The organism is Sinosporangium siamense (assembly GCF_016863435.1).
Lineage (GTDB): Bacteria > Actinomycetota > Actinomycetes > Streptosporangiales > Streptosporangiaceae > Sinosporangium > Sinosporangium siamense.
Genome location: NZ_BOOW01000019.1, coordinates 13,796 through 31,375, shown reverse-complemented (window position 1 = coordinate 31,375; position 17,580 = coordinate 13,796). Strand labels below are relative to the sequence as shown.

Here is a 17,580-nt window from a genome sequence, read left to right as displayed (position 1 = left end):
GGTCAGAACTCGATCTTCTCTCGGCGCGACACACGCAGGGCCAGAACCGCGAAGGTGATCGTCATGAAGAACAGCGCGACACCCATCGCCGAGGCGTAACCGAACTCGGAGTAGTTGAAGGCCGTCTTCCAGATTTCGAGCGGCAGCACCGCGGTCGAGTTGTCCGGTCCGCCGCGGTCGATGGAGAGGACCTGGACGAGGGCGAATCCATCGAAGGCGGCGATGCTGAGGTAGATCCAACCCACCTGCAGCGTGTCCCACAGGAGCGGCAGCGTGATGTTGAAGAACAGCCGGAACCTTCCCGCGCCGTCAAGCGCGGCGGCCTCGAACACGTCCTTCGGGATCGCCGCCATGCCCGCGGAGAAGAGCACGACGTAGAACCCGACGGCCTGCCAGACCATGACCCCGATGATCGACCAGAAGGCGATGGAGGGCTCGGTCAGCCATCCGACCGGTTCGAAGCCGAGGGCGATCAGCGCACCGTTGATGATGCCGCCCTCGTCGGGGCGGTAGGCCGACTGGAAGAGCACGCCAACGATGGCGACGGCCAGCACCTGGGGGAAGAAGAACACCACACGGTAGAACTTCGACCCCCAGACGCCTTGCATCTGGCCCCCCTTGCTTCCCCCGCCCAGGTTGAGGAGGAAGGAGAAGAAGAGCGCGATGGAGAGCACGAGAAGCGGCAGCGCGATCAGGAGTAACCCGTGGTTGCGAACGGCCTGCCAGAACACCTCATCATCGAGTAACCGAACGTAGTTGCCGAAGCCCGCAAAACTCGGGATCTCCGAGACTCCCCGCCAGTCGGTTAACGAGATGTAGAACGCCTGAATGTATGGGCTGATCACAAAACCCACGTAGAGGATCACCGGGACGGCGAGGAAACCGGTGATGAATCCGTACTCGCGCAGTCGCCTCGTCATGGGATCAGACGCTCCGCGACTGCTTAGCGATCTTGCTGTCCTTCTTGGTCTCGTCGGCCTTCTTCTGCATGTTCTCGCAGAACTGCTCCGGCGTGATCCGTCCGGCCATGACGGAGTTGGTCTGGGTCTGGGAGGCATCCCACAGCTTGCGGTACCACCCCTCGAAGCGTGCGGAGGTGATGATGTTCTTGCCCGCGGCCTCCTGCACCTTGGCGGCGCTCCGGATGCCCGGAGGCAACTCGACCCCTTCGGAGGACCCCATCACGACGGTGAGGCTCTTGGTCCTCTCGGTGAAGCCCTTGGCGCCTTCGAGGGACAACATCTGCCGGAGATATTCAAGCCCGCCGGCCTTGTTCTTGCTCTTCTCCGAGACGAAGAAGTTCTCACCGGTGCCCACGAAAAGGGCCTCGGCGGGCATCTTGTCGGCCGCGGTGACGCTCGGGATCGGCATGACGGCGTATTCGAACTTGCCCTCGGGGATCTCCTTGGCCATCTCGTTCTCGAGCCAGGACCCGGTCGGGTAGAACGCGACCTTGTCCTGCAGATGCTTGATCTGGGTCTGCGTGTGGTTGAGGCCGAAGTAGGCCTTGTCGCCATATTTTGTCTGCAGGTCCGCCCACGCCTTCACCGCCTGGAGCACGGCGGGGTTCTGCCAGGCCCCGTCGACCAGGTTGTCGATGTCGATGAGGACCTGGTTGCCACCGATCTTGGCGGCGGTGTAGAGGAGGTTCCAGGTCTGGTAGTAAGGCCCGACCTGGCCGGGGTAGGCGAAGGGCGTGATGCCCGCGCCCTTGAGCTGCTCGCAGAGCGCGAGGAACGCGTCCCAGGTGGTCGGCACCTGGTAGCCCTTCTCGGCGAAGAGCTTCCCGTTGTACCAGAGGCCGCGCTGGGACACCGTGTAATTGAGGATGTGGGGCGTGTTGTTGATCAGCCCCTCCTCGATGGTGCCGGTGACCAGCGTGTCCCTGATCTTCTTGCTCGGGTCGTGCACGGAGGGCGCGTCGAAGAGGACGGTCAGGTCAGCCAGGTGACCCGCCTGCTGCAAGGCTGAGGTGTCGAGGGGCTCGGGTCCGGAGCTGTTGACCACGTCGGGCACGTCGCCGCTGACGAAGCGGGGGCGGAGCTGGCCGCCGATGCGCTGCGTCGGCACGTGCTTGATCGCGGCCTGGGGGAACGCCTTCTTGTAGAGCGGCTGGTGGACCTCGGTCGCATAGGCGTCGCCGTAACCGCCGCTGAAGATGACGACCTCAAGCGGGGTCGAGGCGCCGGCGCCGAAGGGGTTGGCCGCCGAGGTGGCGGCGGCGCTCGGTGCCGCGGAGGGGGGCGCGGAGGTGCCACCGGTCGTGGCGCAAGCGGCCAGCAGGCCGGCCCCGGGGCCGGCCATGAACGCGGTGAGGCCGATGCGGCGGAGCGCTTGCCGCCGGTTGATTTCGTTGGGCGTTCCGGCGGAGTGAGACATGCAGCAGCCCTCCTGAGAACAGGATCAAATAGGAAAGTTTCCTAAACGTTGGCCTGAAAGTACGGATCCCAACTAAGCCCCGTCAAGAGGAACAGTGCGGTCTAGACCGAGCTGTGACCGACCTGGCACTCCCTCCCTCATACAAGCGGAAAGCCCCAGAGTCGGGGACCGAAAGTCGATAATCACCCGCAATCGGACATGCTTTTGTCCTCTCATGAGACTTTTGTCCGCTAAAAAGGCGGCACGTGCTGGTCTAGACCGTTAAAGCTGATGCAGGGATAGACAGGAGTGATGTACGGCATCGCTCCCTTACCCACCCCCGGAGCGCCCCCTCGCGCGCCCCAGCCACGCCAGGCGCGCCCACACCGATACCGTCGTTGACTCCCATGCCACCATTTACGTCGACAGTCACCCCATAGGCCCCAAACCCTGACGAAGCCCAAAGATGGAGTGAAGGTGAGCCATTCTCAGCCGGCCGGCGGAACCGGCGGCGGCGTCCCCCGCCCCCCGGCTCTCACCCCCGGAGCCGCACCGAACGCGGCCTCCCTGCAGATGACCGGCGCCCCCAGCGATCCCGACCTCATCCGCCTCCCCTGGGACATCCCCCTCGAGCAGTGGCCCGACCACCACCTCGTCGCGCTGCCTCGCGGCATCTCCCGGCACGTGGTGAGGTTCGCCCGGCTGAGCGGCAAGGTGTACGCGATCAAGGAGATCAGCGAACGCTACGCCAAGCGGGAATACCGCCTGCTCTGGGACCTGGCCCGGCTGGACGCCCCGTCGGTGGAGCCCGTCGCCGTCATCACCGGCCGCACCGACGCCGCCGGCGAACCCCTCGACTCGGCGTTGATCACCAGGCATCTGCAGTTCTCCCTGCCCTACCGGGCGGTGATGTCGGGCACACTGCGCCCCGACACGCTCACCCGCCTGGTCGACGCCCTGGTCGTCCTCCTGGTCAGGCTGCACCTGAACGGGTTCTACTGGGGTGACTGCTCACTGTCGAACACGTTGTTCCGCCGCGACGCGGGCGCCTTCGCCGCCTATCTCGTCGACGCCGAGACGGGTGAACTCCACCCGATGATCAGCGAGGGGCAGCGGGCCCACGACATCGACGTGGCGCACACGAACATCTTCGGCGAACTCCTCGACCTTGAAGCGGGCGGGCTCCTCGACCCCTCGATCGACCCGATGGAGATCGCCGAGCAGATCTGCGACCGCTACCAGCGGCTGTGGGCGGAGATCACCCAGGACGAGATCATCGAGGAGGTCGACTGGCACCGTGTCGAGCAGCGGGTCCGCCGGCTCAACTCCCTCGGGTTCGACGTGGCCGAGATGATGGTGCGGCGCAAGGTGGGCACCGGCCGGCTCGTCGTGCGCCCGAAGGTGGTCGACGCCGGGCACCACCAGCGCAGACTGCTGCGCCTCACCGGCCTCGACGTCGAGGAGAATCAGGCGAGAAGGCTCCTCAACGACCTTGACTCGTTCAGGGTGGCGAATAACCTGCGGCACGAGGACGAGGCCATCGTCGCGCACCGATGGCTGGCCGAGGTGTTTCACCCCGCGGTGGACAGCGTGCCGGGAGAATTGCGGCGGAAGCTCACTCCGGCCCAGCTTTTCCACGAGCTGCTGGACCACCGCTGGTTTCTGTCGGAGTCGGCGGGGCGCGATGTCGGGCTGGAGCCTTCGGTCAAGTCGTATGTCGCGAACGTGCTGGTCTATAAGCCCGACGAGCAGGCACTCCTCCCCGACAACGAATACGAGTGATCCTCACGTCTAGCCATCTCCACCCCCTAAACCGGACACACTGCCATCAATAGACATAAATATTGAAATTCCTACATACTCCCGCGGAGGGTACCGAGGCGATTCGGCGGTCCGGACCCATGCGGGTGTGGTTCTTTCCACCGAGTAATCGATCCTTTCTTCTCCTGATAACTCCCCCGGAAAGCTGACAGGGCGTCTTTCATCAACGGCACCTACGCTGTCGGGTCGGAAGTGTGAGACGGTCCGTGTCCATGGCGAGGGAGTTTCGGTGCTGAATCACGAACCCGGACTGTCGGCCATGCCCGGAAGACCCCAGAGGGAGCCCACCATGCACGCCGCCATGAAGGACCTGCCCCGACGCACGGAGCAGGCGGGCCCCCGGCATGTCCCCGCTCCCCGCTGCGCCTTCACCTACGCGCCCGAAAGTGCGGACTGGCCCCAGATCAGCGGTGACCCGACCGACATGGCCCTGCTCATCCGGCTGCGGAACGCGCTGCGCTCCCTGAGGTGACCACCCCCGGCCAACCGGAGGGGGATGTACGGCCCGCGCACGGGCGGGGCGCGGGCCGTACATCGTTAACGAGTTCCGGCAAGCCTCAGGCGACCGTCTCGCGCTCGGCCGCGGCGGTCAGCTCGGCGATCGCGCCGGCGATCGCGGGCCAGAGCGCCCGGGGCAGGTCGTGGGCCATCCCTGGAAAGGTCATCAGCCTCGCCCCGGCGATCGCCTCCGCCGTGGCACGCCCCCCGGCGATCTGGATGAGCGGGTCGTCCTCACCATGGATCACCAACGCGGGCACGTCGAGACCGCGCAGGCCCGCCGTACGGTCATCCGAGCAGAGCACCGCCATGAGCTGCCTGGCCCCGCCCTCCGGGTCGTAGCAGCGGTCGTAGGCCAGACCGGTCACCCGCGCGATCCGCTCCCGATCCATCGGATAGCCCTGCGAACCGATCAGCGACCAGGTGCCGAGCGCCCGCTCGATCGCGGCCTCCCGGTTCGGCGAGGGCGGTGACATCAGTGCCCCCATGGCCGCAGGCGTGGGCCAGCCGACCTTCGGATCGGGGGTGGACATGATGGAGGTCAGACTGCGCACCCGCCGGGGAGCGCGGATGGCGAGGGTCTGGGCGATCATGCCCCCCATCGACACGCCCGCGAGGTGCGCACTCGGCAGACCGAGGACGTCCAGCAGGCCCAGGGTGTCGTCCGCCATGTCGTCCAGCAGGTAGGCCGCCTGGCCGTGGCCGGTCACCGCCGAGAGGATGTCCGGTGCGCCCGCGTCGCCGAGGTGGGTCGACTCCCCCGCGTCCCGGTTGTCGAACCGCACCACATAATGCCCGAGATCCACCAGGGCCTCGCAGAAGTCCTCATCCCAGTGGATCATCTGCGAGCCGAGCCCCATGATCAGCAGCAGCGGGCGCCCGTGGGACGGCCCGAACGTCTCATAAACGATCTCAATGCCGTTGACAGGCGCACGCTTGCTCATAGCCCTCCCCTGTCCCATCCCTTCGCCCGGACAGAATCTCATTCGGTTATACGGCAAAGCAAGACCAACCCGCACCAGACACGCAGAAGTGGCACCCCCAAAATCCACTGCCCAGCGGGCACACGGCGGCGGCTTGGGGGCTATAACGAACCGCAGCGGGTCCGCTGCGATTCGCAGCGGACCCGCTGTGTGGTCCCGGTGGGCGTGGAGCCCTCGGCGTGTCAGTTCTCGCTGCCGCCTCGGCGGCCCAGGAGAACCCTCAGGCGCTCGCGCGTGAGGAACAGGGCCACGGCCAGGGCCGTGAAGGCCGCGAGGACGGCGAGGCTCAGGATGCCGTTCGAATGGTCGGCCGGGGTCTTCACAGCCGCCGCCACCGCGTTGCTCAGGTTCACACTGTCCTGGGCGGGGGCCGGGGCGGCCCCTTCGGCGGCAGGAGTCACGGGGGTGGACTCGGCGGCGACCGCCTGCTCCTCGGCCTTCTCGGCCCTCCCGGCCCTCTCGGCCTTCTCGGCCTTCTTGGCGGCGGACTTCTCGACCTCGGCGCTCAGCGGCACGGTGTCGACCTTCGGCGGGGTCGCCGGGTTGCGGTCGAAGCGCTTGTACCAGCCGGTGGAGAAGGCCACGGGGTGGTTCTTCTTGCCGTAGCCCTTGCCCCACTTGGTCACGACGTAGTCGACGTTGATGTGGCCGAGGCCGCCGTTGCCGTTCACCATCAGGGTGCTGGTGTTGAACCGGCCGCCGGTCAGGTCGGCGAAGGTCTTGGCGTCGATGTCGAGCATGACCCCGTTGTTGGAGGGGATGCCGGGACCGCGGTCACCGATGAAGAAGGGGGCCTTCTTGCCCTTGTAGACAACGTAGCCCTCGGTGCCGAGGGGCCAGCTCGGGCTGGCGAACATGCCCTTCTGCATGGGCTTGCCGCTGGCGGGGAGGCCGGTGTCGCCGAAGCGGCCCGAGGCGTCGTCCCAGAAGTAGGAGGCCTTGGTCGAGCCCTGAAGGAGTACCTGGTCGGAGTCGGCGTGGGAGGCGGTGGCGCTGCCCGTGAGCACCGCGCCCGTGAGGGCGATGCCGAGGAAGGAGGACAGCAGGACACGGTTTTTGCGCAGACTGAACACCACGATGGGGGCACTTTCATGAGGGAACAGGACGAGCCAGGACGTCGAGGGGGACGACGCGTGGCCGGGCGCGTTCACGGGGCCGCGTTCACGGGAGCTGCGAACCAAGGACCACCGGGCAAAAGGCACCAAGACAGTGCGAAACACGCCTACGGGGGGCTTGATAACGATTTGGGGGATGTAGATGTAGCGGGGAGCCGCCTCATGCGCCACACCGGCCGGAGTGACCGACTCGGAACTCAGGTGGATCTACCTGGTCAGGCGCAGCCCACCTTGGAGCAATGGGGCTCACGGGGTCCCATCGGGCATGTGGCTCGCGATGGGACTGGGAGGCTTACGAGCCTGACCCTGCCGGTGAGGGTGGAAGTTGACGCATGGGGGTGTCTCCTCTCATCACGCCTACCGGGTTAGCTGACGGGTTCGGGCTGGAGGTTTAGCCCTACCGCTGACGCGGATTCACCCCAAAGGATCTTGGGTCCCCGGCTCCCTTTCGGGACTCGGCGCCGGTCGGCCGCCTTCTCTTGAAGGTCGAGCTCACCGACCGCTTACGTTGGTTATGGACTCTACAGAGAAAACCGGACAAAGCAAACGGAACGCCATGAAAGGGGCAGAAGATCTACCTTCTGCGGGCCGAAGGCAAAAACCTCGGGTAGATCAGGGTCTGGAGGACTTGGCATCACCGCAAAACCCGGAAAAACGCGCCGCCTACCGGACTCCCCCAAGATCGATCGCACGATTCTCAAAGCCCATACCTCTGTGACCAGAGTTACTGGAGATGTTGCCGATACGGCAGTGGTTTGGGCAGAAAAAAAAGAGATTCACGATCATCTCCGCTAATCCCACCAGAATGACCAGACCGTACGGCCGCGGATCACCTCGGCGTAGTCCTCCAGCGTGCCGGGCCCCTGGTAGACGTTGTCCGGACAGAAAGTCCAGTGCTCGGCCGCCACATGCAGAGCATGGCGTGTGGTGACCGGAGGGGCGGCCACGCTCAAGTCCATGGTGTTGAAGCCCAGCCGTACGATGCGGGCGCCGAAGCGCTCCTCCCAACTGCGCACCACGGCGGCCAGCGGAGCCGTCCACTTGTTGTGGTTGAGCGCCCCCTGCCAGCCCATGACGGCCAGGCTGTCGGCGCCGCGCGAGGCGGCCACGAGGCCGAGCGGGGTGCCGCCTCCGTCAAGGGCGCGGGCGCAGGCGTCGGCCAGGGCGTCGGGGTCGTACATGACACGGCCGGGGGCCGCTAACCCGGGGCACAATCCCTCGAAGGGCGAGAGGTCCCCCAGATCGTAATCAGGGCCCGTGCGGAGCGGGTCCAGCATGTCGGACCAGACTTCATACATGAACGCCGAAGCGCTGTAGTTGTCGATCTCAGCGGCGGACTCGGGGGCCACCTGCCCCGCCCACCACGGCTGCGCGGAGTCGTCAAGCAGCAGCGGCCAGAGCCCCGAACGGGGATGGTCGGCTCTCAGACGGCTCCACAGCTCGCCCGTGACCGGCTCGTCGCTGAGCCAGAACGCGGGCCGCGCCGGCACCCGTTCGAGATAGTCGGGATCGGGCCAGACGAGGGAGCCCTGTGGAAGCTCGACCGATAACGTCCGTCCCGGCTGCTCATCGGCGAACAGGTGGCACAGATCACCCGCGGGGTCGGGGCGCTCACCCTCTTCATGATCATCCATTTGGTCGTTCCGGTGCCGGTCAACAGGATCTTGGTGCTCCGGAGATGGTAGTGCCGGGGAATGTGGCCGGGCATGGCCCACCCCCGGCAGGAGAAGGCGAGACCCGGCGACCACTCGTATACCTTGGCTCACGACAGTGCACTTGTGCCACCCCACTGCCGGGATTTGAGCATCGCGAAAGGAGTGGCACCGCACCGGGCGCCTCGCTTCGAACCGGGGTGAGGTCACGGGGCCGGCGTCGTCCGGGCCGGGATCAGCTGAGCTTCTGGAGCTCCCGTGCCGCCGTGCGCGCGAGCAGCTCGACCTGCTCTTCGGTGAGCACCTCGTCTTCGCGGGAGAGGATGTAGCGCGCGAGCAGCCGCGGCTTGAGCAGGGTGAGCCCTTCGGCGCTCACCATGCCGCCGCGCGGCAGCACACCGCCGTGCACGGCGAGCAGCGGCTCGATGGTCACCGGCATCCCCGCCTCGCGCACCAGCACCTCGGAGAACGCCTCGGCCGCGTCGACCAGGCCCTTGGCCTCCTTCGAGCCGTACTTTTCGCCGAGGAACAGCCGCCCGTTGTAGGTCGCGATGTCGATGTCGGGACCCCATGCCTCGTTGTCGACGATCCACACGCCGGCGGGACCGATGACCAGGTGGTCGATCGAGGTCTTGCCGCGGATGGCGCGGCCGTTCAGCACGCGGTAGCCGTGCTTGGTGAGACCGCGGCGCAGGCGCCGCGCACTGATGACCTCGCCCCTGCGCGCGCCGCGCCACACGGCGGTCGCACGGTGGGCGTGCCACACCAGGAACAGGTCGACCGCAGCCGTACCCGCCGCGACGAGAAGCGCGACGATCACCGGCGCCGGGATGGAGAACCTCAGCGCCAGCAGAAATCCGGCGACGGCCCCGAAGCCCGCCTTGACGGCCCTGGACCGCTGGCGCGCCTGGCTGGCCTCGACCCAGAACTTCTCGTACATCTGCGGAGGCGACTGACCGGTGAATTTGTCGTCGCGGGGCACATAGATTGATCCGCCGGGCACAGCGAACCCCCGAGAATAAGGGTCGAATAGGTCACGGATCTGCCACGATGAAGATCCACCGGCAATGAAATACCCACAGGCACCCGCCTCGCATCACCCTCGCGGCAAAGGTGATGGAATTAACACACCTAAGCCAGGTTCTGGGACGCCGCCACGGGTTCCGCCCGCCTCCGCCTGGGCTCCCGCCGTACCGCGGCCGTGCCAGGCAGGGGCGCTTTTCCTGGAAACCGTGTGACACCTGTCGAGCCGCCGGGGCCCGTCGCTCGTGTCGTGGAGTGTGTTTAGCTCACGGAGGCTTTGACCGGTTCGGTCACGGCCACCTTGTGTGAGCGGTCGGGGGTGAGGCGGCCGAGGGTGACCGTGCCGCCGATGAGCAGAGCGGCGGCGAGCATGGCGGGGACCACGTTGCCGACGCCTGACGGGAGGGGCTCGCCGAGGAGGATCGCGCCGGCGAGCACGGAGGTGATCGGGTCGACGACCTGCACACCCGCGTAGGCGATGCCGAAGTAGCCCACGGCGTACGAATGCTGGAGCAGCACCACCGCGACCATCAACATGATCGGGATGACCAGGCTGAACCAGTGGATGAAGTGGCCGAAGTCCCCCTCGAAACCACCGCCGACGACCCGCACGAAGGTCGAGACCGTCGCGGTGACCGCGCCCGCGCCGATGGCGAGGAGCAGGGCCTTGGTGGGGCCTTGCGCCTTGCGGGCGACGAGGTTGCTCAGCACGGCGATGACCAGGATCGTGGCGAGGAACGCGAGCGCGGACCGGTCGGACAGCACAGGCTTGGCGTCGTGCTCGGGCACGAGCAGCATGATGCCGATCAGGCCGACCGTCACGGCGACCGAGCCGAGGATCTCCGCGCGGTGGGGCTTCCTGCCGTGGAGCATCGCCGCCAGCGGCACCGCGAACACCAGGGTCGCGACGCTCACGGGCTGAACCGCGACCAGGGGGGCGAAGCTCAGCGCGACGGCGTGGAGGCAGGCGCCGGTGAAACCGATGATGCCGCCGATCCACCATCTCGGGCGTCTCATAAGCTTGAGCGAGGCTCCGAGCTCAACCGCTTCGTATTGCTGCAATGCCGCGCCGAGCGCATATCCGAGAGCGCCGACGAGGGCGATGGACACCCCCACCCATGTCATGGGCGAGCACCGGATCTGCGCAGGGGGCTATAAGGACAGGTGTCAAGGGTCACCCCCACAGCTTAAGGACTTTGGGTGACCTCGATCGCCATCTCAGGATTGAGCTCAGGGCCCCGGGAATAGTGCTGGTAGGAGTCGTTGTTTGCGAAGATACCCCCTGGGGGTATATCACTGGCAGCGGATTGAGGAGGCAGAATGCGACCCCAGCAGCCGGACGCCCACGAATCCGGCGCCCACCGGGACACCCACCACGCCGGAGAGACAGACGTGACGAACGCCACACCCGGTGGTCGCCATCACCGCGGTGGAGAGGGCGGCCATGGAGCACACGGCGAAGGTCACGGTGACCACGCCGCCCATGCCGCACCCGCCGCCGCCGTGTCCACGGGACGGGAAGGCAGGCACGCCAAGCACGCCGCGCACGATGCCGCCGCGCACGGCACACACGAGCAGGGCGGGCACGGGGGTCACGGCGGACATGGCGCGCACGGAGGGCACGGTGACCACGCCGCGCAGTTCCGGGACCGTCTGTGGATCAGCCTGATCCTGACAGTGCCGATCATCATCTACAGCCACATGATCCAGGAGTGGTTCGGCTTCACCCCGCCGCACTTCCCCGGCTCTGCGTGGCTGGCCCCGGTGCTCGGCACCATCGTGTTCTTCTACGGCGGGCAGCCCTTCCTCACCGGCGGATTCCAGGAGGCGAAGGACCGCCGCCCCGGCATGATGCTGCTGATCAGCCTCGCGATCGCCGTCGCCTTCGCGGCGAGCCTCGCGACCGCGTTCGGCTACTTCCAGCTCGACTTCTGGTGGGAGCTGGCGCTGCTGATCGACATCATGCTGCTCGGCCACTGGCTGGAGATGCGAGCGCTGGGACAGGCGTCGAGCGCACTCGACGCGCTGGCGGCGCTGCTCCCCGACGAGGCCGACCGGGTGACCCCCGACGGCACCGAGAGCGTGCCGGTGTCGGACCTGCGCGAGGGCGACGTGGTGCTCGTGCGTTCGGGCGGCAGGGTGCCGGCGGACGGGCTGATCATCGACGGTGAGGCGGCGTTCGACGAGTCGATGCTGACCGGTGAGTCGCGTCCCGTCACCAAGGGCGTGGGCGACCGGGCCGTGGCGGGCACCGTGGCCACCGACTCCGCGGTGCGGGTGCGCATCGAGGCCGTCGGCGAGGGCACGACACTCGCGGGCATCCGCAGGCTCGTCGAGCAGGCTCAGGCGTCGAGGTCGCGCGCCCAGGCGCTGGCCGACCGGGCGGCGGCGCTCCTCTTCTATGTGGCGGCGGGAGCCGGTGTGCTCACCTTCGTGGTCTGGGCGCTCCTCGGCGAGCTGGGCGAGGCGGTCGAGCGCACCGTCACGGTCCTCGTCATCGCCTGCCCCCACGCCCTCGGGCTGGCCATTCCCCTGGTGATCGCGATCTCGACGGCGATGAGCGCCCGCAGCGGCATCCTCGTCAAGGACCGCCTGGCCCTTGAGCGCATGCGCACGGTCGACGCGGTGCTGTTCGACAAGACCGGCACCCTGACCAAGGGCGAGCCCGAGGTGACCGGCGTCCACGCGGTCGACGGCGACGAGACCTCGCTGCTCAAGCTGGCGGGGGCGGTCGAGGCCGACAGCGAGCACCCGCTCGCGCGGGCGATCGTGGCGGCGGCCAAGGAGACGGGAGCGCTCCCGATCGCCTCGGGCTTCCGCTCGATGACCGGCCGCGGCGTCCAGGCCGAGGTGGACGGCCGCACGGTGGCCATCGGCGGCCCCGCCCTCCTGCGCGAGCTGGGTCTGGCCGAGCTACCCGCGCAGGAGTGGCGGGCGCGCGGCGCCGCCGTGCTCCACGTGGTGGCCGACGGCCGGGTCGTGGGAGCGCTCGCACTGGAGGACGCGATCAGGCCCGAGTCGCGGGAGGCGATCCGCGAGCTGCACGCGCTCGGCAAACGGGTCGTAATGATCACCGGTGACGCCCGTCAGGTGGCCGAGGCGGTGGCGGCCGAGCTCGGCGTGGACGAGACCTTCGCCGAGGTGCTCCCCGAGGACAAGGACGCCAAGGTGGCCGAGCTCAAGCAGCGCGGTCTCACGGTGGCCATGGTCGGCGACGGTGTCAACGACGCCCCCGCGCTGGCCAGGGCCGACGTCGGCATCGCGATCGGCGCCGGCACCGACGTGGCCATCGAGTCGGCGGGTGTGGTGCTCGCGAGCGACGACCCCCGCGGGGTGCTCGGCATCCTCCGCCTGTCGAAGGCGAGCTATCGCAAGATGCTGCAGAACCTCGCCTGGGCCACGGGTTACAACCTGGCCGCCATCCCGCTGGCCGCGGGTGTCCTCGCCGGATGGGGCATCACGCTCGCCCCGGCGGTCGGTGCGGTGCTGATGAGCCTGTCCACGATCGTGGTCGCGCTCAACGCGCAGCTTCTGCGCGGGGTGAGGCTCCACGGCTGACCGGGCGGGAAGGCGGAAAAAAGGGGGATCCGTGCGGATGTCACGGATCCCCCTTCGCCGTGCAGGCGGCCCTGGACCTGGGCCGGCAGGCCTGCCCCCGGCGAAGACCGGTCTTCCCACGCCAAGGCAAGAGCCCCGGCCGGTACGGCGCAAGCCGTACAGAACCGGCCCGCACATCGTGGCCGGGCGGGAAATAAGAACTGAGCGATCATGTACGGCCGGGCCGAGACCTGGGATCCTGGTCCGAGCGCGGCGGCGCCGCCGTCCACCCACGCAACCTGACCAAGGGAACGGCTCGAACAGGCGAGTCGTTGGAGGAACTATGGCCTCGATATCTGATCTGTTCAGGCGATTTCTGGATCGGCCGGGTTCAGTAAATCTCACCCCCTTCCTGAAGGTGGTCGCCGAGGCGGGCAAGCGTGAGGAACGAGTCAAGGCACTCGACGCACTGCCCCCGCCGCCCGCCGACGACCTGGCCGAGTTCTGTGCGATCGCCCGCGAGGCCGCCGACCGCACGCTCGGACTCAGGCCCTACGACGTGCAGCTCACCGGCGCGCTGGCCTTGCTCGCCGGCAACGTCGCGGAGATGGCGACCGGCGAGGGCAAGACCCTCTCTGGCGCGATCGCCGCTGCGGGTTACGCGTTGCAGGGCAGGCGCGTGCACGTGATCTCGGTGAACGACTACCTCGCCCGGCGCGACGCCGAGTGGATGGGTCCGTTCTACGAGTCGCTCGGCGTGAGTGTGGGATGGATCGACCAGAACTCCACGCGTGAGGAGCGCAAGGCGGCTTATGCGAAGGATGTGACATACGGCTCGGTCAGCGAGATCGGGTTCGACGTCCTGCGCGACCGGCTCTGCACCGACGTGGACGCTCTCGTGATGACCGAGCCCGAGGTGGCGCTGGTCGACGAGGCCGACTCGGTGCTGGTGGACGAGGCCAAGGTGCCGCTCGTGATGGCGGGCGCGGCCGACCGCGGCAACGCCGTCCCCGAGACGGCGGCGCTGGTGCGGCGTCTCGTGCGGGGCTACCACTACGAGATCGACGATCAGGCGCGCAACGTCTATCTCACCCCCAAGGGCATCGACGCCGTCGAGCAGGCCCTCGACGTGACCGACCTCTACGAGGACCCGGCGCAGATCACCGACATCAACCTCGCCCTGCACGCGCACGCCCTGCTGACCAAGGACGTCGACTACATCGTGCGCGAGGGCAAGGTCCACCTGATCAACCCCTCGCGGGGGCGGGTCGCGCTGCTCCAGCGGTGGCCGGACGGGCTGCAGGCCGCCGTGGAGGCCAAGGAGGCCCTGCCCCCGAGCGAGACGGGCGAGATCCTCGACTCGATCACCGTGCAGGGCATGCTGACGCGTTATCCGCAGGTGTGCGGCATGACGGGCACGGCGGTGGCGGTGGGTGAGCAACTCCGCGAGTTCTACAACCTGCACGTCGCGGTCATCCCGCCCAACCGGCCGTGTGTGCGGGTCGACGCCGACGACCGGCTTTACGCCACCCTCGCCGACAAGCGCCGCGCCCTGGTGGAGGAGATCTCCACCCATCACGCCACGGGCCGTCCCATTCTGATCGGCACGCTCGACGTAGCCGAGTCCGAGGACCTGGCCGGCCTGCTTCGCGCCGAGGGGCTTGAGTGTGTCGTGCTCAACGCCAAGAACGACGCCGAGGAGGCGACCATCGTGGCCCGCGCCGGCGAGCCCGGCGCGATCACGGTGTCCACGCAGATGGCGGGGCGAGGCACCGACATCCGCCTAGGCGACGGCGTCGCCGAACTCGGCGGCCTTTACGTCATCGGCTCGGGCCGCCACACCAGCAGCCGCCTCGACGACCAGTTGCGCGGCCGCGCCGGCCGCCAGGGCGACCCGGGCGGCTCGGTGTTCTTCGTGGCCCTCGACGACGACCTCATCACGCAATACGCGCCTGAGGAGCGGCCGCCCGCCCCCGACGCCGACGGTGTCGTGCGGCACCGCCGCGCGGCCTATCTCGTCGGCCACGCCCAGCGTGTCGCCGAGGGCGTCAACCTGGAGATCCACCGCAACACCTGGCGCTACACCCGCCTGCTCGAACGGCAGCGCGACCTTGTCCTTGCGCGCAGGGACAAGGTGCTGCGGGAGAACTCCGCGGGCGAGGGGCTCGCCGAGGCCGATCCGGCACGCTGGGCGGAGCTGCGCGAGACGGCGCCGGAGGAGGTGCTGCACGAGGCCGCCCGCATGATCGTGCTCTATCACCTGGACCGCGGGTGGGCCGACCACCTGGCGTTCCTCAACGACCTGCGTGAGGGCATCCACCTGCGCGCGCTCGGCCGGATGAGCCCCATCGACGAGTTCCACCGCGAGGCGGTGCCGGCCTACGCCACGTTCATGGCGGAGGTGGAGAGCAACTCGCTGAAGACCTTCGCCGAGGCCGAGATCAACGCCGAGGGGTTCACGATGCCGGCGGAGATGAAGCGGCCGAGCAGCACGTGGACCTATCTCGTGCAGGACAACCCGTTCGGCTCGGAGTGGGACCGCGTCTTCAAGCGGATCTCGTCCAAGCTGCGCGCTTGACGAAGCCGTTCCCGCCCCCGGCGTCCGCGTGACGGCGCCGGGGGCTTTCGCCGTACGGCCCGGTACGGCGAAGCGAACTCGGCTTGTACGGCGAAGCGCCCCTGCTCTGCCGCGCTCCCCCAGCCCGTCACCAACTAAAACCCATGAAACCTTAAGCATGTCCAGTTTCTCCTGATACGTGTTTCCTCATCCCTTTCTCGGGTAGAGGGGGCGTGTTCGAGAAATGCTGGAGGGTTGCCGCCAGCGGGGGCAACCGAAGGAAGATTCCGGGCACCCGCCACCCTCACCAAAGGCCGCTGGACGACGAAGCGACGGCGACGGCCCGGAAGGTGAGGAGCGCTGAGAATGAGCGGCAAAGCGCGAATGGCACTGGCCGTCGCCGCGGGCTACTACCTCGGCCGACGCCACAAGCTCAAGCTGGCGGCCGGGCTCGCGGTGGCTGGAGCGCTCGGCGGGCTCAGCCGTAAGGGCGGTCTGCTGAAACAAGGCGCCAAGATCCTTGGTTCGTCCCCGGAGCTCGAAAAGATCACCGGCCAACTGCGGTCCGATCTCACCGAGGTCGGCAAGGCGGCCGCCGTGGCCGCGACGGGCAGGCAACTCGATTCGCTGACGTCCAAGCTGCACGACCGGGCCGAGGCGCTTCGACGCCCCGGCGAAGCCGTCGGCAAGGTCCGGAAGGCGGCCGTCCGCGCCGAGGCCGAGGAGGAACCTGTGGGTGAGGAATACGACGAATACACCGAGGAGGACTACGAGGAGGAGCCGCGCCGGGAGAGATCGGGTGCCGGACGCTCGCAGTCCGCGACCAGGTCGGGGAGGTGAGCTCGGATGACCGAGACGCTCAAGAAAGTTATACGGAAGCCGGCCGCGAACCTCCTCAAGCGCGAGATCCAAAGTGTGTCCCAGGCTTTCGTCGAACGCAGCCTGACCTCGCTCAGCGGCAAGATCGAAGATGTGACCGAACGCCTGTCGGACTACGTCGCGGGCGACAGCGAGGGCGGCCTGATCAGCGCGGTCACCGGCTCAAACAAGGCCAATAAGGCGGACAAGACCGACAAGACGGGCAAGGCTCGCGGCAAAGGCATCGGCGGCCTGTTTGGGAAGGTGAAGGATGTAGTGACCGGCCTGGGCCGCAAGGGCGGACGAGGCAAGGGAGAGAAGATCAAGGTCACCAACATCGTCGAGTCGATGGACGTCGGCGCGCCGATCGGCATCGTCTACAACACGTGGACCGAGTTCGAGGACTTCCCGAGCTTCATGAAGAAGGTCGAGAGCGTCGAACAGGAATCCGACGAGAAGCTCAAGTGGCGGGCCCAAGTGTTCTGGTCGCACCGGAACTGGGTGTCGACGATCAAGGAGCAGATCCCCGACGAGCGGATCATCTGGCGCTCCGACGGGCCCAAGGGCCATGTGGACGGCTCGGTGTCCTTCCATGAACTCGCTCCGGATCTCACCAGGATCATCCTGGTGCTGGAATATCACCCGAAGGGCTTCATGGAGCACGTCGGCAACCTCTGGCGTGCGCCCGGCCGACGGGCGCGTCTGGAGTTCAAGCACTTCGGACGGCACGTCATGTCCCACACCATGCTTCGTCCGGACGACGCCCCCGAAGGGTGGCGCGGCGAGATCCACGACGGTCAGGTGACGAAGGAACCCGGCGAAGAGGAAGAGGAGAAGGGCCCGCGCGCCGAGGGCGAGGAGCCCGAGGAAGAAGAAGCGGAGGAGAGAGCCGAGCGGGCTGAAGAGGAACCCGAAGAAGAGGAAGAGACCGGCAAGGGCCGCAGGGGCAGGCGGGAAAAGGCTCCGCGGGCCGAGGAACACGCCGAGGAAGAAGCCGAGGAGGGGGAACCCGAGGAGGAGGAAGCGGAGGAGAGATCCGAGCGGGCCGGAAGGGCACGTCCGCGCCGACGGGAGAAGGAAACCGTGCCCGGTCCCCGCGAGCGTGCGTCACGGCCGGTTCGCCGCCGGACCGCAGGGACGCCCCGAGGATAAACCGCCCGACTCCCCCCTCGTGGCCA

13 protein-coding genes and 1 riboswitch are annotated in these 17,580 nt (G+C 67.7%); of the genes, 6 read left to right on the top strand and 7 right to left on the bottom strand.

The window, feature by feature from the left end; all coding sequences use genetic code 11:
• Nucleotides 1-2: 2 nt before the first annotated feature.
• A complete protein-coding gene (locus Ssi02_RS15260; RefSeq protein WP_204026028.1) occupies nucleotides 3-920 on the bottom strand; it encodes a carbohydrate ABC transporter permease in 918 nt (305 codons plus the stop codon).
• Between the two features lie 4 nt (nucleotides 921-924).
• Nucleotides 925-2,379, bottom strand: coding sequence for an N-acetylglucosamine/diacetylchitobiose ABC transporter substrate-binding protein (gene ngcE / locus Ssi02_RS15255; protein ID WP_204026027.1), 1,455 nt, complete (start codon nucleotides 2,377-2,379; stop codon nucleotides 925-927).
• A gap of 456 nt (nucleotides 2,380-2,835) precedes the next feature.
• Between ngcE and Ssi02_RS15250 the strand changes: the two genes are divergently transcribed.
• Entirely contained in the window at nucleotides 2,836-4,140 is a 1,305-nt protein-coding gene (locus Ssi02_RS15250; protein WP_239128929.1) for a DUF4032 domain-containing protein, read from the top strand.
• A 268-nt stretch (nucleotides 4,141-4,408) separates the two neighbouring features.
• A complete protein-coding gene (locus Ssi02_RS15245) occupies nucleotides 4,409-4,651 on the top strand; it encodes a hypothetical protein (RefSeq protein WP_204026026.1) in 243 nt (80 codons plus the stop codon).
• A gap of 85 nt (nucleotides 4,652-4,736) precedes the next feature.
• On the opposite strand, the gene Ssi02_RS15240 is transcribed toward Ssi02_RS15245, so the two are convergent.
• The 5 genes from Ssi02_RS15240 to Ssi02_RS15220 all read right to left on the bottom strand — a co-directional run bounded on the left by Ssi02_RS15240 (nucleotide 4,737) and on the right by Ssi02_RS15220 (nucleotide 10,575).
• The gene (locus Ssi02_RS15240) at nucleotides 4,737-5,621 is read right to left on the bottom strand and encodes an alpha/beta fold hydrolase (RefSeq protein ID WP_204026025.1); all 885 of its coding nucleotides are present in this window, start codon (nucleotides 5,619-5,621) and stop codon (nucleotides 4,737-4,739) included.
• A gap of 221 nt (nucleotides 5,622-5,842) precedes the next feature.
• Complete coding sequence (locus Ssi02_RS38715) at nucleotides 5,843-6,811, bottom strand: hypothetical protein (RefSeq protein ID WP_239128928.1); 969 nt, start codon at nucleotides 6,809-6,811, stop codon at nucleotides 5,843-5,845.
• Between the two features lie 304 nt (nucleotides 6,812-7,115).
• Nucleotides 7,116-7,246, bottom strand: a riboswitch (cyclic di-AMP (ydaO/yuaA leader).
• 320 nt (nucleotides 7,247-7,566) lie between these two features.
• Entirely contained in the window at nucleotides 7,567-8,409 is an 843-nt protein-coding gene (locus Ssi02_RS15230) for a DUF4253 domain-containing protein (RefSeq protein ID WP_204026024.1), read from the bottom strand.
• Nucleotides 8,410-8,662: 253 nt separating this feature from the next.
• On the bottom strand, nucleotides 8,663-9,430 hold the full coding sequence (locus Ssi02_RS15225; RefSeq protein WP_204026023.1) for a nuclease-related domain-containing protein: 768 nt from the start codon (nucleotides 9,428-9,430) through the stop codon (nucleotides 8,663-8,665).
• 281 nt (nucleotides 9,431-9,711) lie between these two features.
• Nucleotides 9,712-10,575 carry a DMT family transporter gene (locus Ssi02_RS15220; RefSeq protein WP_204026022.1) on the bottom strand — a complete coding sequence of 288 codons (864 nt, stop codon included), beginning with the start codon at nucleotides 10,573-10,575 and terminating at the stop codon, nucleotides 9,712-9,714.
• A gap of 195 nt (nucleotides 10,576-10,770) precedes the next feature.
• On the opposite strand from Ssi02_RS15220, the gene Ssi02_RS15215 reads away from it, so the two are divergent.
• The 4 genes from Ssi02_RS15215 (at nucleotide 10,771) to Ssi02_RS15200 (ending at nucleotide 17,554) form a co-directional block, all read left to right on the top strand.
• Complete coding sequence (locus Ssi02_RS15215) at nucleotides 10,771-13,008, top strand: copper-translocating P-type ATPase (RefSeq protein WP_204026019.1); 2,238 nt, start codon at nucleotides 10,771-10,773, stop codon at nucleotides 13,006-13,008.
• A gap of 322 nt (nucleotides 13,009-13,330) precedes the next feature.
• Entirely contained in the window at nucleotides 13,331-15,565 is a 2,235-nt protein-coding gene (gene secA2 / locus Ssi02_RS15210; RefSeq protein WP_204026017.1) for an accessory Sec system translocase SecA2, read from the top strand.
• 345 nt (nucleotides 15,566-15,910) lie between these two features.
• Nucleotides 15,911-16,384, top strand: a complete 474-nt coding sequence (locus Ssi02_RS15205; RefSeq protein ID WP_204026015.1) for a hypothetical protein — start codon at nucleotides 15,911-15,913, stop codon at nucleotides 16,382-16,384.
• A gap of 6 nt (nucleotides 16,385-16,390) precedes the next feature.
• Complete coding sequence (locus tag Ssi02_RS15200; RefSeq protein WP_204026013.1) at nucleotides 16,391-17,554, top strand: SRPBCC family protein; 1,164 nt, start codon at nucleotides 16,391-16,393, stop codon at nucleotides 17,552-17,554.
• Nucleotides 17,555-17,580 lie beyond the last annotated feature (26 nt).